The 22,099-nt window shown below is 70.9% G+C and carries 14 protein-coding genes and 1 pseudogene; 7 read left to right on the top strand and 8 right to left on the bottom strand.

Going from position 1 to position 22,099, the window contains the following annotated elements:
- Positions 1-68: 68 nt before the first annotated feature.
- A complete protein-coding gene (locus tag ACYVDG_RS20605) occupies positions 69-773 on the bottom strand; it encodes a potassium channel family protein (RefSeq protein ID WP_460755697.1) in 705 nt (234 codons plus the stop codon).
- Positions 766-1,467: a potassium channel family protein gene (locus tag ACYVDG_RS20600; RefSeq protein ID WP_460755695.1), complete on the bottom strand. Its 702-nt coding sequence runs from the start codon at positions 1,465-1,467 to the stop codon at positions 766-768. The genes ACYVDG_RS20605 and ACYVDG_RS20600 overlap by 8 nt, the downstream gene beginning before the upstream one ends.
- A gap of 222 nt (positions 1,468-1,689) precedes the next feature.
- Between ACYVDG_RS20600 and ACYVDG_RS20595 the strand changes: the two genes are divergently transcribed.
- Positions 1,690-2,985 carry a class I SAM-dependent RNA methyltransferase gene (locus tag ACYVDG_RS20595; protein ID WP_460755692.1) on the top strand — a complete coding sequence of 432 codons (1,296 nt, stop codon included), beginning with the start codon at positions 1,690-1,692 and terminating at the stop codon, positions 2,983-2,985.
- 56 nt (positions 2,986-3,041) lie between these two features.
- Here ACYVDG_RS20595 and ACYVDG_RS20590 read toward each other — a convergent pair whose 3' ends face one another.
- The 6 genes from ACYVDG_RS20590 to ACYVDG_RS20565 all read right to left on the bottom strand — a co-directional run bounded on the left by ACYVDG_RS20590 (position 3,042) and on the right by ACYVDG_RS20565 (position 10,578).
- On the bottom strand, positions 3,042-5,408 hold the full coding sequence (locus ACYVDG_RS20590; RefSeq protein WP_460755689.1) for a M64 family metallopeptidase: 2,367 nt from the start codon (positions 5,406-5,408) through the stop codon (positions 3,042-3,044).
- 161 nt (positions 5,409-5,569) lie between these two features.
- Positions 5,570-6,517, bottom strand: a complete 948-nt coding sequence (locus tag ACYVDG_RS20585) for an EamA family transporter (protein ID WP_460755686.1) — start codon at positions 6,515-6,517, stop codon at positions 5,570-5,572.
- Between the two features lie 272 nt (positions 6,518-6,789).
- On the bottom strand, positions 6,790-8,310 hold the full coding sequence (locus ACYVDG_RS20580; protein ID WP_460755682.1) for a hypothetical protein: 1,521 nt from the start codon (positions 8,308-8,310) through the stop codon (positions 6,790-6,792).
- Positions 8,307-9,194: an ATP-binding cassette domain-containing protein gene (locus ACYVDG_RS20575; protein WP_460755679.1), complete on the bottom strand. Its 888-nt coding sequence runs from the start codon at positions 9,192-9,194 to the stop codon at positions 8,307-8,309. The genes ACYVDG_RS20580 and ACYVDG_RS20575 overlap by 4 nt, the downstream gene beginning before the upstream one ends.
- Positions 9,191-9,991, bottom strand: a complete 801-nt coding sequence (locus ACYVDG_RS20570) for a zf-HC2 domain-containing protein (RefSeq protein ID WP_460755672.1) — start codon at positions 9,989-9,991, stop codon at positions 9,191-9,193. The genes ACYVDG_RS20575 and ACYVDG_RS20570 overlap by 4 nt, the downstream gene beginning before the upstream one ends.
- Positions 9,988-10,578: an RNA polymerase sigma factor gene (locus tag ACYVDG_RS20565; RefSeq protein ID WP_460755668.1), complete on the bottom strand. Its 591-nt coding sequence runs from the start codon at positions 10,576-10,578 to the stop codon at positions 9,988-9,990. The genes ACYVDG_RS20570 and ACYVDG_RS20565 overlap by 4 nt, the downstream gene beginning before the upstream one ends.
- A gap of 153 nt (positions 10,579-10,731) precedes the next feature.
- Here ACYVDG_RS20565 and ACYVDG_RS20560 point away from each other — a divergent pair, with 153 nt between their 5' ends.
- From ACYVDG_RS20560 to ACYVDG_RS20535, 6 genes and pseudogenes are all read left to right on the top strand, one after another.
- A complete protein-coding gene (locus ACYVDG_RS20560) occupies positions 10,732-11,667 on the top strand; it encodes an LLM class F420-dependent oxidoreductase (protein WP_460755663.1) in 936 nt (311 codons plus the stop codon).
- 380 nt (positions 11,668-12,047) lie between these two features.
- On the top strand, positions 12,048-14,774 hold the full coding sequence (gene acnA, locus ACYVDG_RS20555; RefSeq protein WP_460755660.1) for an aconitate hydratase AcnA: 2,727 nt from the start codon (positions 12,048-12,050) through the stop codon (positions 14,772-14,774).
- Between the two features lie 165 nt (positions 14,775-14,939).
- Positions 14,940-17,018: a hypothetical protein gene (locus ACYVDG_RS20550; RefSeq protein ID WP_460755657.1), complete on the top strand. Its 2,079-nt coding sequence runs from the start codon at positions 14,940-14,942 to the stop codon at positions 17,016-17,018.
- Positions 17,008-18,324, top strand: a complete 1,317-nt coding sequence (locus ACYVDG_RS20545) for a hypothetical protein (RefSeq protein ID WP_460755654.1) — start codon at positions 17,008-17,010, stop codon at positions 18,322-18,324. Before ACYVDG_RS20550 ends, ACYVDG_RS20545 begins: the two co-directional genes overlap by 11 nt.
- A 132-nt stretch (positions 18,325-18,456) precedes the next feature.
- On the top strand, positions 18,457-20,769 hold the full coding sequence (locus ACYVDG_RS20540) for a serine/threonine protein kinase (protein ID WP_460755650.1): 2,313 nt from the start codon (positions 18,457-18,459) through the stop codon (positions 20,767-20,769).
- 833 nt (positions 20,770-21,602) lie between these two features.
- Positions 21,603-22,099: pseudogene (locus tag ACYVDG_RS20535) on the top strand (HNH endonuclease); the annotation flags it as partial.

Below are 22,099 nucleotides of genomic sequence, written 5' to 3'. Positions count from 1 at the left end.
CTGGCTTGGAGCGCCGCCCGTTACCCCGGTCCCCTCTATCTGCCGCTCAGACCCGTACTGCCAGCCGGTCAGGCCTGTTCCGCGGGGTCGGCCTCGTCCACCGGGCCCAACAGTTCCTCCAGGGGGCTCAGAGCGTCGGATTCGGCGAGGAACACCACGGTGTCGCCCACTGAGAGGGTCCGCTCGGGGTCGGGCGGGCGTACCCCGCCCGGGCCGAGTACGGCCACCAGGGCCACACCTTCGGGGAGCGCGGCGGTCAGGTCGTGTTCCCGTTCTCCGGCGAACGGGCTCGCCGCGTGCAGAACCGACTCCGCGATCTCCGCGCCCGGAAGCGGTGGGAGGGTGCCTTCCTCCGGCTGGTCCTCGTCTTCGGGAACCCCTTCGACCAGGTCCGCGATCAGGCGGGGCGGGGAGACCGCCAGGTCCACGCCCCAGGAGTCGTTGAACAGCCACTCGTTGTCCGGGTCGTTGATGCGGCCGATCACCCGGTCGACCCTGAACTCGGTCTTGGCCAGCAGGGACACGACGAGGTTCACCTTGTCGTCGCTGCTGGCGGCGATAACCACGTCGAAGTCGCCCAGCCTGGCGTCCTCCAACGTGGCCAGTTCACAGGCGTCGGCCAGGAGCCACTCGACCTGGGGTAGGTCGTCGACGCCGATCGCCCGGGTGTCCCGGTCGATCAGCAGGACGTCGTGACCGCTTCCCGCCAGTTCCGTGGCGATGGAGCGGCCCACGCTCCCGGCTCCCGCGATGGCGATCCGCATCTCACCCACGCCCCGTTCCGTCGTCGTGTGGCCCGGACAGCCGCTTGACCAGGTCGTCTATCTCCCGGCTGTGCGCCACCACGTGCAGTACGTCGCCCTCTGCCAGGGTCTCCTCTGAGCGGGCGAGCACGATACGGCCCTGTCTGACCACGTACACGACACGCAGTGCGGCGTGCTCCTCTTGGGCGGCCTCCTCCAAGGCGGAGACGGTCTCGCCTACCCAGCCGTCCGGCGGGGTGAGTTCGTTCATGGCCAGGGTGCCCGAGGCGTCCTGCCATTCGGGGGCCGCGGTGAGCTGCCCGTCACCGGGCACGACGCGGCGCAGGATGGCGTCCGCGGTCCAGCGCACGGTCGCGACGGTGGGGATGCCCAGGCGCTGGTAGACCTCGGCGCGGCGGGGGTCGTAGATCCGCGCCACCACGTTCTCCACCCCGAACGCCTCTCGGGCCACCCGGGCCGCGATGATGTTGGAGTTGTCGCCGTTGCTGACCGCTGCGAAGGCCGCCGCGCGGTCGATCCCCGCGTTGAGCAGGACCTCCCGGTCGTGGCCGACGCCGCGGACCGCGTGTTTGGCCACACTGGTGCGCAGCCGCCGGAACGCCTCGGGGTCCTGGTCGATCACCGCCACCGTGTGTCCCAAGTCCACCAGCGTGTGCGCCAGTGTGGAACCCACACGGCCGCACCCCATGATCACGATGTGCACCTCGTACGCACTCCCGTCGAGATAGCCGTCCGCCCGGGAGCACGGAGTCGCCTCGCGTGCCCCGTCAGTTACACCTTTGCACACATCGGTCGCACGTGCGCGTTCACCCCGGCCGACGGTGCTCGAACCAGCACGGGCGGTGTCCCAAGGCCGGTAGATTGGGGCCGGTTGGTGGCTGAGCAGGGTCACCCGGACACGACCCGACCACCTAAGGACACCGCCATGACCCGTGTGGGTACCGAGCTCGAACTGACCGTGGACGACGTCGCCCACGGAGGATGGTGCGTGGGGCGCCACGACGACCAGGTCGTCTTCGTCCGGCACGCGCTGCCCGGAGAGCGGGTGCGGGTCCGGATCACCGAGCGCACCACCCGTTTCCTGCGCGGTGAGGCCGTCGAGGTCCTCACCTCTTCCCCGGACCGGGTCGAGGCCCCCTGTAAGTTCGTAGGCCCCGGCATGTGCGGCGGCTGCGACTGGCAGCACGCCTCCCTGGAGTCCCAGCGCCGGATGAAGGGGCAGGTCGTCGCCGACCAGCTGAGCCGTATCGCGGGCCTCGACTGGGACGTACGGGTCGAGGAGCTTCCCGGCACCCCGGACGGCCTGGGCTGGCGCACGCGGGTGCGCTTCGCCGTGGACGAGGAGGGTCACGCCGGTCTGCACCGTCACCGTTCCCACGACATCGAGCCGATCGACGAGTGCCTGATCGCGCACCCGGGCGTCAGCGAGCTCGGCGTCACCGACGTCACCTGGGAGGGCGTCAAGGACGTCGAGGCCGTCGCCTCCACCACTCGCGCTGACCGCGCCATCGTGGTCACCCCCACGACCGCGAAGCTGGGCGCCCTGCCGGAGCTCAAGGCCTCAAGCGCGGTTCTGCGCCGGTTCAGGGGCGGCCGGGTACAGTCCGTGCGCGGCCGCAAGGGTGTGCGTGAGGACGTGGCCGGACGCGAGTACCGGGTCGGCGCGGGCGGATTCTGGCAGGTCCACCCGGCCGCGGGGGAGACCCTGAGCGCGGCGGTCCTGGAGGGGCTGGAGCCCAAGCCCGGCGAGACGGCCCTGGACCTGTACTGCGGTGCGGGACTGTTCACCGCCGCGCTCGGCGAGGCCGTGGGCGAGGAGGGGCGCGTGATGGGCGTGGAGAACGGCGAGCACGCGGTGCGCGACGCCCAGTACAACGTGAAGGACCTCCCTCAGGTGCGCGTCGAGCGCGCCGACGTGGTCAAGCAGATGCGCGAGTGGGCCGACGTGCGTGCCGACGTCGTGGCCCTGGACCCGCCGCGCGCGGGCGCCGGTGCCGAGGTCGTCCGCAAGGTGGCGGGCATGAAGCCCCGCAAGGTCGCCTACGTCTCCTGCGACCCCGCGACGCTCGCCCGCGACCTCGCCGAGTTCGACCGCTCCGGCTACCGGCTGGTGGGGTTGCGCGCCTTCGACGCCTTCCCCATGACCCATCACGTGGAGTGCCTGGCGACCCTGGAGCCGGTCAAGCTGGCCCGCCGCCACCGCGAGGACGAGGAGTCCTAAGGCGTCGGCCGGGACCGCTCCGAACGGAGCGGTCCCGGCCCCTCTATGGCCCGCGGTCACAGGTCCGAGCACTGCCCTGAGGCGGCGCCGGTGATGTCGTTGACCGCGCCGAAGTCAGCGGCGTCCCCGCTGTTCCCGGAACAGGAGACGGAGCCTCGGAGGCTGTTGCCCGCCAGCACAGGGCCGTAGCCCGCCGCGTCACCGGTCCAGCTCTCGGCCGGGACCTGGGTGTTGTCGTCCAGCGTCAGCGAACCGGAGAACTCCGACCCGAGGAGCGCCACCTCGGCAGTGGTGCCCGTGATCGACACGGCGCCGCGCACTTCGGTGTCGGCGAGCCGGACGGTGTCGGCCCCGGAAGCGGACAGCCCGCCCCGCAGGGTGCCGCCCTCGACCAGGAGCGCGGCGTCCTCGGCGACGGTGACCTGTCCCCGCACGTCCGCGTCGTCCAGGCAGACGACGCCCTCCTCGACGTTCAGCCCGCCGGTGACCGTTCCGGTGACCGTCTCCGTGCACTCCAGATCGGTACCCGGGACGACCGTCGCCTGGAAGGAGTCAGGGGCACCGATGTTGCCCGCGGCGTCGATCGCCCGGTGCTCCACGGTGTGCGTGCCCCAGCCCGGCTCGTGCTCGTCGACCTCGAACACGGCCTTGGACAGGCCGCCTTCGCCGAGGCTCCCGTAGACGAGGTCGTCCACGTTGATCCCGTCGGGGGTGAACCGGAACGGGGCTTCGGAGTCCTCGGGCCAGCCGTAGTAGTGGTGCCAGCCGGCGCCGTTGAGCCGGAACTCGCCGACGACGTGTCCGTCGCCGTCGTCCTCGGGGGTGAGGCGCATCGAGAACTCGTTGAGGTAGAGGTGGTGCTCGTCGTCCTCCGCGGTGGCAGCGTGCTCGGAGAGCTCGCGCGGTGCCTCCGGGGCGGTGGCGTCCACGTCCCAGGTGACGGTGGACGAGGCCCCGTCCGGCTCCTCGGGGTCGGTGACGGTAGCGGAAAGCACGTGGTCGCCTTCGTCCAGGTCGAGTGAGCCCAGGTCGAGGGTGCGTCCGTCGGTGGAGGTGGACACGGTCTCGTCGTCCAGAGACCAGGACACGTCGAGTACCCGGTCGGTGGGCCGGGCGGTCTCGGCGTAGACGACCTCGTCGGCGCCGACGGCGCGCTCGGTGTCGCGGTACCTGGTGAACTCCGCCTCGGCGGAGGCGGGCTCCAGGGGTTCCCCGACGGTCCACGTCCGGGTCTGGGTCATGGCCCCCGACTCGCGGATGGCCGGGTCGCGCACGAAGTCGGTGGGGTCCTGCGCCCGCACGCTCACCTCGGCGCCCTCCGCCAAATCCATGCCGGACAGCTCCAGGCTGCGCGAGCCGTCGGCTTCGGGCACTTCCTCGCCGTCGACCGTCCACGTGTAGTCCAGCTCGTGGTAGACGGGGTGGGGACCCTCGATCCATACGACGTCTTCGGGCCCCACCTCGCCCTCGGGGGTGGACGACACCGGCAGGGCCTCATCGTCGCGAAGGCCGGAGATGCGCTGCGTCATCACCTCGCGGCCGACCTGGTCGAAGTAGTACCCCAGGGTCTTGAGCATGGAGTGCTCGCTGGGGCGCCACACGCCTTCCGAGTAGTACAGGCCGCCCTCGTGGCCGTCGGGGTCCGCGGCGCCGATGGTGCCGCCGGACTCGCTCTCCTCACCCAGCCAGCGCCACCACTTGGCTTCCTCCTCGGTCATCTCCTCGGAGGTCATCAGCGTGTGGTGCACCGATTCGGGCTCGCCGTCGGTGTAACGTCCCAGGCTGGTATCGCGCTCGTAGTACGGGTACTCGTCCTGGAGCTCGCCGAGGGAGTGCGCCAGCTCGTGCGGGCTGATCAGGGCCGAGAGCGCGTTTCCGGAGGAGGCGGTCGCGGTGTGCCCGCCGGCCCCGCCGTAAGTCTCGCTGTTGGCCAGGGCCAGGATCTGCCGGTTGTCCTCGGTGACCCCCGGGATCAGGTCGGCAACGTCGTTGGCGGCTTCTTCGTCCACGGTCAACAGGCGCTCGAGCGCCTCCTCGTCGCAGCCGTTGAAGAAGCCCATGCCGAGGGCCGTGTCGCGCTCCTCCCATCCATAGGCCGGGTCACAGTCGACACCGGACTCCGCGGACGGGGTCTCCACGGCGTAGACGTTGATGTAGTGGCGGTAGCTGCGGAACGGCTCGATGCTCCACTGCACGTTGAGGTGCTGGTCCAGCTGTTCCCGGTAGAGCGGCATCTCCTCTTCCGTGTAGCCGTCGCCGAGGAGGACGAGGTTGAAGCGTTCGGACGGGTCTCCGGTGACCTGGACCGGCACGATGTCGGCGTCGTCGAGCGCTGAGGCCTCGGCGGACCGGTCCGGGGCGACCAGCGTGGCCGCGGAGGTGAGCAGGGCGAGGGCGGACAGGGCCGCCGCGGTACTGCGCAAGGGGGTTCCTTCGGGGGTGGGGGAGTCGGGGTGCGTCGGGAAGCGTACTGATTCCGGTCCCGCCCGATCCAGAGGACCGGCCATAGTTGCTTCGATAACCCGTCGGGTCCGGGGCCGCCCCCGGGAATGCCCCGGACCCGGGGTTGTCCCTGCGGGGCCGGTCAGGTGCGGCGTCGCGGCGCCGGTGCCTTCAGGACTGCGAGTCCCAAGGCGAGGACGAGCAGGCCGCACCAGGAGACCAACGGCAGCCGTTCACCGACCAGGGCCACGCCGAGCATCGCCGCGACGGCGGGTTCCGCCAGGCTGAGGGTGGTGGCCGTCGACGCCGAGGTGTGCCGCAGCCCGAGCCCGAACAGCCAGTAGGCGAGGAACACGGTGAACAGGGCCAAGTGCAGGGCCACCACGGCACCGTTCGCCGTGGCCAGCCAGGCGGTGCCGGTGGCCAGTACCACGGGCAGCACGAGGACGCCGCCTCCGGCGAACATCGTGCCCATGACCGCCCCAGAGGTGTGGCCGCGCCGGATCAACCGCTCCGCGATGACCGCGTAGAGGGCGTAGGAGAACCCTGCGGCCAAGGCCAGGAACACGCCCAGGGCGTTCACGGCGGTGTCGGTGCCGGTGAGGTCGGGGCCCAGCACGAGTACGCCGCAGCCGGTCACCGCCGCGACGGTCGCCACCGCCCAGCGGACGGTGGGCCGGACGCGGTCGACACACCAGGCCAGCAGCCCGGAGAACACCGGCGCACTGCCCAGCGTGATCACGGTGCCGACGGCCACTCCCGCGTTGGCGACCGCCGGATAGAAGGACAGCGGGTACCCGGCCACGGCCAAGGCACCGAGGAGGAGCGTCCACCGGGTGCGCCGGTCGGAGCCGGTGACCAGGGCGAAGGAGCCCTTGCCGACGAGGAACAGCAGGAGCCCGCCGAGGACGAGCCCCGCGGAGCCGATGGCGGCGGGGTGCGCGCCGTCCGGCGCGAAGGAGCTGGCGGTGCCCGTGGTTCCCCACAGCACGGCGGCGCCGAGGATGGGGAGGGGGCCGCCGGCCAGGCGGGTCAGAGAGGGGGTCGGCGACGGCCGGTGCGCGGCCGTCGGAGAAGAGTGCTGTGGCACGTTCGTACTTCCGTCGTGGTGCGTGGGATCTGCTCCGAGGGCGGGCGCACGACGGGTACGGCCCGCTCACCGCAGTGGCGGGGCCGTGGGAAAACCGCGGGGTCAGCCGGTGCGCCCGATCAGGCGCTCAGCGGCGGAAGGACCTTGTGCCAGTAGTAGTTCACCCCTCCACCGTAGCGCTCTCCCGGGGCGGGCCGACGGTCGGGAGCGGGACGTTCGGGCGAAGATCCGTGACGGAAGGTTCAGGCGCGGAAGACTGAGGGCCGGTGAGGTCAGGAGCAGAGCTGGGTTCCCCACGTGAGGTCGTCCGCCCGGCTCTCCTGGGTCCAGGAGGTCTGCTCCCAGTCCGGCTCCGGCAGCGCCTCCTCTCCGTGCAGGGAGAGGCCCAGCAGGTCGGCCAGTTCCTCGCTCTCGGTGCCCGGGGAGACCAGGGTGTCCCAGTGCTCGTCCACCACCGACGAGACGTGCTCCTCCGGCAGGTCGGCGATTCCGTGCGCCAACCGGACGTCCGACTCGGTGGGGCCGAACCGCGCGAGGAAGGCGTCCGCTGCCTCGAGGCTCTCGGCGTCCGACAGATGCGGGTCGACCGATGCCATCCAGGCCCCCACCACAATCCGGGCCTGCCCGGAGTTCGAGCAGGCGTACTCAGGGTCGGCGGCCAGCCCGAGCACGGTCGCCGTGGCCGAGTTGACCAGGTCCTCCCGGTAGAAGGGCTGGTCGGGGTCCCAGCGCTCCGACACCGTGACCGCGTCCTCTGGCGGGCGCGGATGGATGTCCACCCTGGTGATCCGACCGCTCTGCCACACCGACGGCAGACCGTCCCGCTCCTCGTCCGGGATCTGCGCCATCGCGGGTCCCAGCGCGGCGTGCCAGTAGTCCACCCACGACTCGTATCCGGGAAGGGGGCAGTAGGCCACGCCCTCCCGGACCCGGCACGGGTCGGCCTCGTACGCTCGCAGCTGCTCGTCCGTGAAGTGCGTATCGTACGAGTAGGTGTTGCCCCCGTACGCGCTGACTCCGAGGACACCGGCCAGGAGCAGGCCCGCCACACCCATCGGGAGGGGGCGCAGGGACCGCACACCGTTGCGCGCCGACAACGCCAGTGCCAGGAGGAGACCGGCCAGGAGCACGGCGTGCGCGAGGTGGAGCAGGGCCACCTTCGTCACGGCGGGGTGGTTGACGGGTATGGGGTTGAGCACCCAGCCGACCACGGTGCCCAGCTGCCTCAGGACGTCGTCCGCCCTGGTCCCCATGGCGGTGAGCGTGTAGAGGAAGTAGGCGGGAAGGAACAGGACGAGCGTCACCAGCGGCGCGTAGGAACGGGTCCAGGCCGTGGCGGCGACGGCGGCGGTCGGGCCGCAGCAGGACAGTACGACCACCCCGAGTAGGGCGAGGGGGCTGACCGTGCCCGCGATCGAACCGGTCGCCGAACCCGCGGCGTCCAGTACGGGTACCGCGCTCAGGGCGGCCATGAGCGCTGCGGTGACCGCCGAGGAGGCCAGCGCCAGGGAAGTCAGGCGGCCGCGCGCGGACAGCGGGAGCGCGAACCCCTCTGAGTGCCGTACCTCGCGGATCGCGGGGAAGGTCGTGGCCACGTACATGACCGCGGCCAGCCCCAGGGCCTGGACCGTCGCCTGGCCGTGCAGCCCGACCCAGCTCGGCAGCTCGGACGAGCGCGTCGAGAGGGACAGGCCAACCAGCGAAACCGGTACGACGAGCAGGAACACCGGGCTCGTCAGCAGGTGGCGCACGTTGAAGCGGGTCAGGCCCCAGAAGGCGGAGGCACCCGTCATCGGGTGCTTCCCCGCGCACCGGTGAGGAGCAGGTAGGCGTCCTCCAGGGACGGTTCGACCGGCACACGCGTCGGGGAGTCGGGGTTCTCCTCGCCCTCGGGAACCAGGACCCGGTAACGGCCGTCGGCCAGGCGCCAGGAGGTGACGCCCTCCTGAGGGCGCGAACCCTGCTCCCAGACCCGGCCCCGGGCCCGGGCGACCAGGGCGTTCGGGGTGCCGTCGAAGATCACCCGGCCGCCGTCCATGCACAGGACGCGGTGGCACAGCGCCGCCACGTCCTCGATGTGGTGTGTGGACAGCACCACCGTGCTCCGTATCGCGGCCTCGGAGACGAGGTCGCGGAAACGGATGCGCTGCTCCGGGTCGAGACCGATGGTGGGTTCGTCGAGCAGGAGGAGGTCGGGTTCGCCGAGCAGGGCGGAGGCCAGCGCCAGGCGCTGGCGCATGCCCCCGGACAGGCGCCGGATCCGGCTGTGCCTGCGGTCGTACAGGTCGACCTTGCGCATGGCGCGGCGTACTTCGTCGTGGCGCTCCCGGCGCCCGCCCAGCTCCTTGAGGACCGCCACGTAGTCCAGCAGACCGAACACCGTGAAGTGCGGGTAGAAGGAGGGGTGCTGCGGCAGGTAGCCCATGCGGCGGCGGATCTCGGTGCGTTCTGCGGCGCGCTCCGGGTCCCGGCCCAGAACGCGCACCTCGCCCCCGGTGGCCTCGAGGTCGGTGGCCAGGCAGCGCATCAGGGTGGTCTTGCCCGCGCCGTTGCGGCCGAGCAGCCCGGTCACCCCAGGGCCCAGGTCGAGGTCGACCCCGTCCAGGGCCCTGCGGGTTCCGTAGCTGCGGACCAGGCGGCGCGTGGTGACCCGGGCCGTCATCGTCTTGGTCGTCATGCCGTCCGCACCCGAGTCAGGACGGCGACAGCGAGGAGGGCGAGCACCGCGGCCCAGATGGCCTGGGCGGCGGGGACGAACAACAGGAGCGGGTCGAGGCTGTCGGCGGCGCTGAGCAGCCCCAGGGAGAGCACCCAGCCGCCCCCGATGGTGCCGGCCGCAGCTGCCAGGGACATCCATCGGTTCAGGGCCAGGCAGCCGGCGACCATGGCCAGGGCGGGCAGCAGCCAGAAGACGGCGCCCCACAGCGTGGCGGCAGAAGGCATCATGAGCGCGGCCACGGTGCACAGGGTCAGCGCGGGAACCAGCACGGCGCAGGTGCGCAGGAGCAGGAGCCGGTATCCGGCCAGCGGTGTGACCGCGGTGAGGCTGTACGCGGGGTCGACCGCCCTTCCGTAGGCGAGGGCCACCCCGGCCAGGGGCACGATCGGCGCGGTGAAGGAGAACAGCAACGAGCCCTGTGGCAGCTCGTGCGCGATGGTCAGGGCCATCGCGAGCACGGCGACGGTGGCGACTAGCCAGCCCCGGTACAGCTGCGGGGTGGCCGCCAGCAGCTTGGCGGTGTTCTCCCGTAGGCCGACCGCGGACAGCAGCCGTTCGAGCGGGCCGCGGTGGGGCTGGTCGACGAGGTCGCGCAGGTTCGCCCAGCTCCGCTCCAGCCAGGCTTCGTCGGCGGGCATCCGGTCGCGGCAGTCGGCGCAGTGCATCAGGTGGGCCTCCACGGACATAGCCGTGACGTCGTCGGCCGTGCGGGTCGCATAACGCTGGAGTTGGTGGTGGGTCAGGTGCCAGCTCATGTGGTCAGTGCCTCCCGTAGCCGGGCCTTGGCGCGCATGACCCGTGTCTTCACGGTTCCCTCGGGTACTTGGAGGATCTCCGCCGCCTCCCGCACGGTCAGGCCGTCGAGCACGGTGGCCTGTATGGCCGAGCGCAGTTCCGGGGAGAGTTCGTGCAGGGCTGATCCCAGCGGCCCGTGCTCGATGTTGAGCAGCACGGTGTCCTCGGCGGAGGCGTCGCCGATGGTCTCGTACGGTTCGGGTTCGTTCTGGGCGATCCACCGGTTGGCACGCTTGCGCAGCTGCGAGATGAGTTGGCGGATCGCGATGGTCCACAGCCAGGCCCCCGCGTCGTCGTCGCCGGGACGCGGCTTGTAGGAGCCGGCGTTGCGCCATACCGCCAGGAAGGTCTCCTGGAGTGCGGCGTCGAGTTGGTCGTTGTCGGAACAGCGGTAGCGCAGACGGGCGCGGAGCCAGGGGGCGTGCCTCCGGTGCAGGATCTCCAGGGCGCCGGTCTCCCCGGCGGCCACGGCGGACAGCAGCACCGGGTCGGTGCTGTCGGGGCCGTAGGAGGGTGCACGGCGTCGTGCGCGGCGGAGAAGCTTCACGTGGACTGCTATCGCGGTTCGGGGGCGGAACGGTTCGGGTGCCGGAGGTTCGCCTGCCGAAAATTCGCGAGTGCAGCGCTGTGACCACGGCTTTGTCACGGTACCCGCGCGCCGGTTTCGGGTTGGACCGCTCAGTGGGAGAAAATGGGGCGTATGCGCCTGAGGATCTTCCTTGAGCCCCAGCAGGGGGCCACCTACGAGGACCAGCTTGCCGTCGCCAGGGCCGCCGAGGACCTCGGCTTCGACGCGCTGTTCCGTTCGGATCACTACCTCCACATGGGCGACCACGTCAGCGGGCTCCCCGGCCCCACCGACGCCTGGATCACGCTGGCCGGTCTGGCCAGGGACACTTCCCGCATTCGCCTCGGCACCCTCATGACGGCGGCGACCTTCCGCCATCCCGGCCCCCTGGCGGTCTCCGTCGCCCAGGTCGACCGTATGAGCGGCGGCCGGATCGAGTTCGGTTTCGGCGCCGGCTGGTTCGAGGAGGAGCACGCGGTGTACGGGATCCCCTTCCCGGCCACCGGACGCGAGCGCTTCGACCGGTACGAGGAACAGCTGGACATCATCACGGGGTTGTGGTCCACCCCTGTGGGGGACACCTTCCGGTACGAGGGCAGGCACTACCGGCTGGCGGAGGGGCCGGCACTACCCAAGCCGCAGCAGGGCCCGCACCCGCCGGTGCTGATCGGCGGCACCGGTACCAAGCGCACACCGCGCCTGGCGGCCAAGTTCGCTGACGAGTACAACGTGCCCTTCTCCACGTTGGAGGACACCGCGGCCGCTTTCGGCCGCACGGCCGACTCCGTCCAGGCGTTGGGCCGGACGACACCGATGGTGTACTCGGCCGCTCAGGTGCTGTGTGCGGGGCGCGACGAGGCCGAGGTGGCCAAACGGGCCGACCGCATCGGCCGCGACGTGTCGGAACTGCGCCAGAACGGTCTGGCCGGCACCCCGGACGAGATCGCGGACCGGATCGGTCGGTTCGCCGCTGCCGGGGCTGAGAGGATGTACCTGCAGGTCCTGGACATGTCTGATCTGGACCACCTGGAGCTGGTCGCTTCGCTGGTGGCTCCACAGCTGGACTGAATCGATTCCTGTTGCCGGGGGTGCCCGCGTAGGCCGAGGACGCACCCGATAACTTGATATCGAGATACAAGTTGGATACCTTGACGTCAAGATAACAGCGGGGGTCCCCCGACCCGCTCCCGGTTCGGGTGTGTGAGGTCGACCGCTTTTCGACATTCGGCCCCGAATGCGTGGGCGTCCGCGGCCAAGAGGTGCGCAGCCGGTGGCGATGTGGCGTCGTTGCAGGTCAAGGCGGTCCTGGAGGATCGCGGAGGCGGTGGGGGTCTGTACCCGTGACCCCCGCTCCCGGCAATCCGGTTAGGGCGGCCTCAGTAGGTCCCGCGTCCTCCTCATGGGGCAGGATGCTGGGGACAAAGTGGCGAGATCAGGAGGCAGACACCGTGTCCGCGAACAGCTTCGGCGCCCGTGACACGTTGCGCGTTGGCGACGAGTCGTACGAGATCTTCCGGTTGGATTCCGTCAAGGGGTCCCACCGGCTTCCCTACAGCCTGAAGGTGCTGCTGGAGAACCTTCTCCGCAAGGAGGACGGCGCGAACGTCACCGCCGAGCACATCACGGCCCTGGGTAACTGGGACGCCACGGCGCAGCCCAGCCAGGAGATCCAGTTCACCCCCGCGCGGGTGATCATGCAGGACTTCACCGGCGTCCCGTGCGTCGTCGACCTCGCCACCATGCGCGAGGCCGTCAGCGAGATGGGCGGTGACCCGGACAAGATCAACCCGCTCGCCCCCGCCGAGCTCGTGATCGACCACTCCGTGGTCGTCGACCTCTTCGGCCGCCCCGACGCGTTCGAGCGCAACGTCGAGATCGAGTACGAGCGCAACTACGAGCGCTACAAGTTCCTCCGCTGGGGCCAGACCGCCTTCGACGAGTTCAAGGTCGTCCCGCCCGGCACCGGCATCGTGCACCAGGCCAACATCGAGCACCTGGCGCGCGTCACCATGGACCGCAAGGGTCAGGCCTACCCCGACACCTGTGTCGGTACGGACTCGCACACCACCATGCAGAACGGCCTGGGCATCCTGGGCTGGGGTGTCGGCGGTATCGAGGCCGAGGCCGCCATGCTGGGCCAGCCGATCTCCATGCTCATCCCGCGCGTGGTCGGCTTCAAGCTCACCGGTGAGCTCTCGCCCGGTACCACGGCGACCGACCTCGTGCTCACCATCACCGAGAAGCTGCGCCAGCACGGTGTGGTCGGCAAGTTCGTCGAGTTCTACGGTGACGGTGTCGGCTCGGTCCCGCTGGCCAACCGCGCCACCATCGGCAACATGAGCCCGGAGTTCGGTTCCACCGCCGCGACCTTCCCGGTCGACGACGAGACCATCCGGTACATGCGCCTGACCGGCCGCTCCGAGAAGCAGGTCGCGCTGACCGAGGCCTACGCCAAGGCCAACGGTTTCTGGCACGACCCGGCCAACGAGCCCGAGTTCTCCGAGTACCTCGAGCTCGACCTCTCCGAGGTCGTCCCGTCCATCGCCGGTCCGAAGCGCCCGCAGGACCGCATCGCGCTGTCCGAGGCCAAGTCGACCTGGCGCCACGACATCAGCGACTACGTCTCCGACGACGCTGACGAGGCCGGTGCCGAGTCCTTCCCGGCCTCCGACGCCCCGGCCCAGGCCGCCAACGGCGACCGCCCGCACAAGGCGGTCCCGGTCACCCTGGCCGACGGCACCCAGACCGAGATCGACCACGGCGCCGTCGTGATCGCCGCGATCACCTCCTGCACCAACACCTCGAACCCCTCGGTCATGCTGGGCGCCGCCCTGCTCGCCAAGAAGGCGGTCGACAAGGGCCTGTCCCGCAAGCCGTGGGTCAAGACCTCCATGGCCCCGGGCTCCAAGGTCGTCACCGACTACTACGAGCGCTCCGGCCTGACCCCGTACCTGGACAAGCTGGGCTTCAACCTGGTCGGGTACGGCTGCACCACCTGCATCGGCAACTCGGGCCCGCTGCCCGAGGAGATCTCGCAGGCGGTCCAGGACAACGACCTGGCGGTCTCCGCGGTCCTGTCCGGCAACCGCAACTTCGAGGGCCGGATCAACCCGGACGTGAAGATGAACTACCTGGCCTCGCCGCCGCTGGTGGTCGCCTACGCGCTGGCCGGATCGATGGACGTCGACATCACCACCGAGCCCCTGGGCAACGGCAGCGACGGCGAGCCCGTCTACCTGGCCGACATCTGGCCGACCGCCGAGGAGATCCAGGAGGTCATGGACTCCGCGATCGCCTCCGACATGTACACGGACGCGTACTCGGACGTGTTCGCCGGTGACGACCGCTGGCGCGAGCTGCCCACGCCGACCGGCAACATCTTCGAGTGGGAGGACGAGTCGACCTACGTCCGCAAGCCCCCCTACTTCGACGGCATGGGCCAGAGCCCGGACCCGGTCACCGACATCTCCGGTGCCCGCGTCCTGGCCAAGCTGGGCGACTCGGTCACCACCGACCACATCTCCCCGGCCAGCGCCATCAAGCCGGGCACGCCGGCCGCGGACTACCTCAAGGCCAACGGGGTGGAGCGCCGCGACTTCAACTCCTACGGTTCCCGCCGCGGCAACCACGAGGTGATGATCCGCGGTACGTTCGCCAACATCCGCCTGCGCAACCAGATCGCGCCGGGCACCGAGGGCGGCTACACCCGCGACTTCAGCCAGCCCGACGCGCCGGTCTCGTTCATCTACGACGCCGCGCAGAACTACGCCAAGCAGGGCACCCCGCTGGTCGTCCTGGGCGGCAAGGAGTACGGTTCCGGCTCCTCGCGCGACTGGGCCGCCAAGGGCACCAGTCTGCTGGGCGTCCGCGCGGTCATCACCCAGTCCTACGAGCGCATCCACCGCTCCAACCTGATCGGCATGGGCGTCCTCCCGCTGCAGTTCCCGGAGGGCGAGTCCGCCGAGTCGCTCGGCCTTGACGGTGAGGAGACCTTCTCCGTCACCGGCATCACCGAGCTCAACGAGGGCCGCGTGCCCGAGACGGTGAAGGTCACCACCGACACCGGCGTCGAGTTCGACGCCGTGGTGCGGATCGACACCCCGGGCGAGGCCGACTACTACCGCAACGGCGGCATCCTGCAGTTCGTCCTGCGTCAGCTGATCGCCAAGCAGTAGTACCCAGAGCTGCCGCCCGGGCCCACCAGGCCCGCCGCGCGGTTCACCGAGGGCCGCCACCGTCAGACCGACGGTGGCGGCCCTTGCCGTGTGACCTGGGCGGGTGTACCCCTTGGAACGCTCCCGAGTATCGGTGGGGCCGAAAGGCCCCGATATGATCAGCTCATGCCTCCATCCCCCGCACCCCCTTCCGTGCGTGTGAAGAGCCCGGCCCGGCGCGTCCTGGCGCTGTGCGCCGCGACCCTGTTCGCGCTGCTCTGCGCCGCGCCGGCCCATGCCGAATCCGCCGACGCCGACTCCGGGACCGACTCCGGGACTGAGGAAGGTGTCGGTGCGGCCGAGTACTACGCGGGCCTGCTGACGAGTGAGCCCGAGGGCGAGGCGGTCGTCGTCGACGAGTCCCTCGCCGGCGACTACGACCTGGCGGACTTGGAACAGAGCCTGCACGGGGCGTTCGGCCAGCTGGACACGCCGTACTACGTCATCGCCAGTGACTTCCCGAGCGTCACGACCCCGGCCCGCGACTTCCTCGCCGCGCTCCAGGACCGCGTCGACCAGCCGGGGCTGTACGTCTACCTGCGGCCGCAGGGGACCTCGGTGTACTCGGTGGCCAGGGACGTGGATGTGCCCGCAGAAGAGGCGGCCGCGATGCTCACGCGGGAGGGGGTGGTCACCACCTACACCCCGGTGGACACGAAGGCCGACGCTTTCGTGGACATGCTGCGGGACCCCGGCCTCGAAGAGCGGTACGCCTCCAGGGCCGGGTCGGGGTGGTACGTGCTCGGTCCGGTCGCCTGGTGGGCGGAGAACCACGTCAACGCGCTGCGCCTGAACACCGCCGACGGTCCGGCCAGACTCGGTGCGACCGCCGCCTTCGCGGTCGGGCTGACCGTGACGCTGGGCTTGGTCTCCGGCGGGGTCCGCTACGGGCGCCGCAAACGGTCCGCCGAAGCCGGGTACACCGGGAAGCTGCCCGGGGAACGCGCCCTCTTCGGGGGACAGGTCCTGGTGCCCGCCGTCGGCCTCGCGATCATGGCGGGCGCACTGATCCATGTCAACACCGCGACCCTGCCGCGGGACGAACAGCAGGTGGGGCCCCTTCCACCGGCGGCTCCGCCCTACGCGGCCGCCACGCCCCGGACCGAACAGGTCTCCGAGGAGCTGCGGGACGACCCCCTGTACGTGGACCCCCTCGCGGAGCAGAGCGTCCAAGAACTGGAGGCGGCCGCCGAACGAGCCGCCGAACGCGCTGACGAACTGGACCTCCCCGTCTACACGGCGGTCGTCCCCCTGAGCCGGTTCGACGAGGTCGGCGGAGACCCTGAGACCTTCGCGCACGCCCTGCACCACGTCATGGACGAGGACGGTGTCTTCGTCGTCGTGGACGGCGCCCCAGCCGGCTCGCTCCGGATGGAGGCCGCCCTGTTCGGGGCCGCTGTCGAGGGGGAGGAGAACGAATGGGAGCAGGGCCGGGCACTGCGGGAGGTGACCGGCCACCTGCCCGACCTCACGACGGGCGAGGCCCTGGACGCGTTGGTGGACGTGCTGGCGGACGTGTCGGCCGCGCCGGGAGAGGTGGCGCCAGAGCCCAGCCTGGCGGCCTCCAGAGCGGAGCCGACCCCCGACCCCTCACCGCTGTCCGAATTCACCTCCGGCGGCTTCCTGTCGGCGCTGTTCATCGCGGGCCCCGTCGCCGCCCTGCCGATCCTCGCCCTGATGTGGGCGGTGGCCAGGGCCGCCACCCGCATGCGGGCCGTCCCCGGCCGCTCCCTGCGGCCCGAGGCCGACCGGGCCGTCCGGCGCGCTTCCACAGCCCTGCAATCGGCCCCCGACACCCGTCCCGGCCACGCCGAGGCCCTGCGCGAGACCGACGCCGCCCTGGCGGTCCTGGCCGGCCGACCCGACGAGCTCGACCTGGTCGGGGTCGTGGTGCTCGCGGACCGGGCGGCCCGCAGGCTCGACCCCGACACCGAGACCGCTGCCCTGGCCGACGCCCCGGTCTGCAGGGTCAACCCCCTGCACGGGCCGTCGGTCTTGCACGGAGACGACTGCGAACAGCCGCTGTGCGCTTCCTGCTGTGCGTTGACGGACCGGGAACGCGAGCGCCGCACCCTCAAGGTCGCAGCCCCCGGCGGAGGCCGCCTCCCGCACCTGGAACTGGACCGCCGGTGGACCACCACCGGTTACGGCGCCAAGGGCGGACTCGACCTGGAAGACCTGCTGAAGGAGTCCGATGCCCACTGACCACCGACCGGTGAGCGTCGGCCTGCGTACGGCCGCACTCCTGACCGGTCTCTTCGTGCTCGCCGCTCCCGCGGCCGGGAGGGCCGACACCGCGCAGGAGGACGGACAGGAGGAGGCCGGTGCGACCGAAAGGATGGTCGCCGCGCTCGAGGAGTCGCCGGTCTACGTCGACCCCTCCTACACGGGGGCCTTTCCCGAAGAGAGCGCCGAGGAGCTGGAACGGCAGATCACCGAGTCCGGGATTCCGCTCCGGGTCGTGATCATCCCGCTGATCGAGGGCGGCGACTGGTCCGGCGAGGCCGACGTCATGGCCGCCGCGGTACACGACCGCGTCGACGGTGAGGCCCACTACCTGGTGCTGGACGGCCAGCGGCTGACCGGGCACGACTTCGTCGACCCGGCCGACGGGCAGGTGGACCGGGCCAGCCACGCCCAACTCGGGGTCTCCTACGAGATGGAGTTCGACGCACCGGCGCCCGACAAGGTGGAGCGGGCGGTGGACATCGCGCTGTCCGACGACCCGGAGGCGATCCACCGGGCCGCCGCCGACGACCGGGAGAGCGGGCCGTTCGACTGGATGTACTCGCTCGGACCGGGCCTGTACACCGCCGTGGTGGTACTGCCCTGGGTCTTGGCCGGGCTCGCCCTGCTCGCCTTGGGCTTCGGCCTGTACCGCTGGCGCAGGCCCCGCGCGGCGCCGACCCTTCCCCAGCACGCGGCCTTCGCCAACGCGAGCCGGGCCCGCAGGGACGAACTGGCCGAGCGCGCGGAGCGGGAACTGGTGGAAGTCGGTGAACGGTTGAGCGACGCCGTACCGGTCGCCGACGACCCCGCCGCGACCGAGGCACTCCACCGGGCGCTCGACGCGCACGCCGCGGCCCGCCGGGTCCACGACGCGCTCCCCGAGGAGGGGGCCATGGACGACATCGTGGGGGTCCTCGTGCTGCTGGACACCGCCGAGTCCCAGATGGCCCGCGCCACCCGGCCAGCCAACCAGAGGCGTTCCCTTCCCGGGCGCTCGCACTGCTACGCGAACCCGCTCCACGGGACCGACACCAAGGTCACGCGCTGGCGCGCGTTCGGCGGGCGCGAGGACGTCCGGGTGCCGCTGTGCGCGGTCTGCGCCAAGGCGGTGCGGGACCGGAGCCGACCGACGGTGCTCTCCGCGCGGTACGAGGGACGTGACGTGCCCTACTACGAGGTTCCCGCGGCCGAGAGCGTGTGGGCGGCCACCGGCTACGGGACGCTGCGCGCGGACCTGGTCGAGCGCATCCTGCGCGGCGACCACGCGCGCGAAACCCGGTAACGGCTGGGCATCGGTTGCCGGACCGCTCGAACTGGGCCCCGGTACTGGGCGTCAGTACTGTGTGGCACCCTGACATGGCGCGCCCCGCCCGGGACGCGGCATACGGCGACGAACGAAGAGACGGGGCGGGCAGTGGACGACGCCCAGAACCGGGTCGGGCAGGACCGAGTGGTCGGCGGCTACCGGTTGTTGAAGTCCCTGGGACGCGGTGGTTTCGGCGAGGTGTTCCTCGGTGAGGCCGAGGACGGGACGCTGGCCGCGGTGAAACTGTTGCACGCCAACTGGGCGGGCGACGCGGACATGCGGCGGCGCTTCGCGGCCGAGGTTGATCAGGCCAAGAGGGTGAGCGGTTTCTGTGTCGCCGCCATTCTGGGCGCGGACCCGACAGCGGAGCAGCCGTGGATCGCCACGGAGTTCATCGACGGACCCACCCTCCAAGCCTCCGTCGAGAGTGAGGGCCCCCGGTCCGGGGTGCAGCTCCAGCGCCTGGCGATCGGCACCGCCACCGCGCTGGCCGCCATCCACGCGGCGGGTGTGGTGCACCGGGACCTGAAGCCGGACAACATCATGCTGGCCCCGGACGGTCCCCGGGTGATCGACTTCGGTATCGCCCGCGCTGTGGAAGCCACCTCCGTGACCGCCAGCGGGGTGGTCGGCACCATCGGCTACATGGCCCCCGAACAGCTGGAGGGCGCCCGGCTGACCTCGGCCATCGACGTCTTCTCGTGGGCCTCGGTGATGGTGTTCGCCGCCACCGGCAAGGAGGCCTTCCACGCGCCCACCCAGGCCGCGCGCATCGCCAAGGTCCTGGGCGGCCAGCCCGACATGACCGGACTGGAGGGCGCGTTCGCCGACACACTCCGCGCCTGCCTGGACAAGAACCCGGCGGAGCGGCCCGACGCCGAGACCCTCATGCGGTGGCTGATCTCGTCGCCCACGAGCGGCGGACCGACCGGCGGCCCGACCGGCGGAGCGGCACCGGCGGGGGATACCGGCCAGACCACGGTCAGCCCCTCACCCGACGCCGAACACACCGAGGTGGCGCCCTCGCCGGACGCCCGCACCAAGGTGGGGGTCGACCACACCAAGGTCGCGCAGTACCCGCCCACCGGTGTGGACCCAATCGACCCCACCCGGGTCGCCCCGCAAGCCAAGGCCGACCCCACCCGCCCCTACACGCGCCTGGCCCCTGAAGCGTCCGCACCTTCGGCGCCGCACACGCCCCCGCGGGCCGAGCACGCGTCCGCACCGCCCCCGCCCCCGTTCTCCCAGGACTCGGGGGCGCAGAGCTCGGGCTTGCGGAACTCGGGCCCCCGACACAGCGGCACCGTTCCCCCGTACCACTTCGTGGGCGTGCGCGTCCTCGACCCCGGCTCCCTCGCCGCGGAGATGCAGCGCAACTGGAACGCCGCAGTCCAGGTCTTCAACGACCCCACCGAGCGCGCCGCCCTCGGCGCCTGGCTCATGGAGGACCTCGGCGACACCACGGTCGACCGCAGCCTGTTCCGCCGCCAGGTCGACGACGCCAACCTGGCGGTCGCCTCCTTCATCGCCCAGACGCGCCCCGACCTGCCGCCGGTCTTCCGCGGCCGCGGCGTGTCCGTGCCCGAGCTCCGGGAGCTGTTCGCCGACCCGCAGCCGCTCCTGACCGGAGCCCCGATGGCCAACGAGATGGTGCTCCTGGCCCGCCCCGGCCTCCTGCGGATCATGAACGCCCACGAGAGCCCCGAACCCGGAGCGCACCAGCACCTCGCCGACCAGCTCGACCGGGCCGAGCACGCCGGGACCGCCTTGCACGAGACCCTGTCCCGCGAACTCGTCGGCTGGCGCTCGACCCGCCCCAACGTCAACCCCGCCCTGGTGCTCGCCTTCCTCCTCAACCCCGAACGCGTGACCCCGCCCGGGACCCGCGGTGACGCCGGGATGGCCGAGTGGGTGGACATCCTCTGGCAGCGTGTCACCAACGCCCCCCACCCGGACAGTGCCGGATACGCAGCGGCGGTCTACGGTGCCATGAGCACCGTCCAGGCCCTGGCACAGCAGCGCCGCTACTGGGAGGAGCGCTACTCCCAGGTGTCCGGGACACACGGGGCGCTCCAGGAGAAGGTGCAGTTCCAGGAACGGCTGTCCACCGCGACCCGGTGGTGCAAGTACGGCATCATCGGACTTCCGGTCGGGTTCGTCATGGACACGGCCGCCCAGGCGGGTAACACCGCGGTGGTCGTCGCCATCATCGGCGGCTTGCTCATGTACGTGGGTCTCTTCTCCGTGCTCGGTGCGATCGGCACCGCCGTCACGAACGTGGTGATGAACGGCGATGCCAAGCGCCGTGCGCAGCGGATCATGGAACTGCGCAACTCCAGCCACCAGCTTCCCCAGCTCACCTCCGGCGTACAGCGCATCCGCACGGACATGGACCGGGCGCGCGAGATCACCGCCGGCTGACCCGGCGAGGGCGCGGCGGAAGTCCCCGGGAAGGTCGGCAGGGCAGAAGACGAAGCGGGGGCGTGAGGAGACGAGGAGGCACGTTCCCATGATGTTGTGTCGAGCGGGTTGATTCTGCGCTCTTGGGTTCCGTGTGGGTGGGGAGCCTGAGGGTGTGGGGTGAGGTGTTGGTCCGGGCACGCGCTGTTGCGGGGCCTGTGGATGCGAGCTTCCGTGCGGGTGGTTTCCCCGTTTCCTGCCGCTTGATGGTGGCCGTCTCCGCTACGCGCCTCAAGGTCGTCGCCATCGAGCGCTTCGCGCATCATTGGCGCTCCACCTTGACCCGCTTCGCTGCGACGGCGGGTTGGCGGCTGTCAGGAACGGGGGAGGTGTGGTCGGGGAGCCGATGGTCCGGCCTTCGGCCGAACCCCAACAGCACAAGCACGGCCTGGCGGCCGTCAATGGCCACTCCGCCGGAGCACTAACGGGTCGGGTGTCGCGGCCGGTCATTCTCTGCGGCGAACCCCTCGGCCTGGGGGCCGATGCCTGCCCCTGCGCCGGAGCGGAACGGTTGGCGGTGTCACGGCCGGTCATTGCGCGCGGCGAACCCCTTTCGGGTGCCTTTCCCCGATGATCTTGCCCCCAGCTCCACCCTCGGCCGTCGAGAGTGGAGACAGGGGCAAGATCATCCCCTATGAGCGACCTGGAATTCCAGGTGGTCATAAATACCACCCCAGGTGGCCTGAACTGGGAGCCCGAAGAAAGTCAGGGGGCACCCCTGACGAAAGTCATGAATTCAGCACGAACCAGCGATAATACTTCCTTTGTTCGACCCTTTCGCTTACAATAGAAGAATGACGATCTCTCCTGAAGCACCCACCCCCACCGGGCACACCCCGGTGGATGCCGCGGTGGTCGCTGCTCGGGACGAGACCACAGCGTTCTTCGATCGCGACGTGCCCCTCGGGGCGGCGGGTGAAGTGCTGGACCAGGCCACCCGCGTGTGGGAACACCTCGACCAGATCAAAGTCTCCATGGCCGCACGGCTGGCCCAACTCGAGGCCACCGGCCAGCTGTTGGAACAGGGCGGACAGAGGAACCTGGAGGCGTGGCTGCGCCACGCCTTCGGCATTCCTGCTGGCCAGGCCAACGACCTGGCCCTGATCGGGCGGGCGCAGTTCCGCCAGGACATGGTCCCCACCCTTCAGGCGCTGGCCGAAGGGGCCCTGTCGGTGGGTGAGGCCGCTGCGGTGATCAAGGGCGCCGATGCCGGGGTGGAGAAAAGGGAAAAGGGTGACCACCCCGACCCGGAGCTGTTCCGCGCGAAAATGGAATGCGGAATCCTGGACTT

The organism is Nocardiopsis oceani (assembly GCF_054777395.1).
This window is presented reverse-complemented; position numbering and strand designations above follow the sequence as displayed.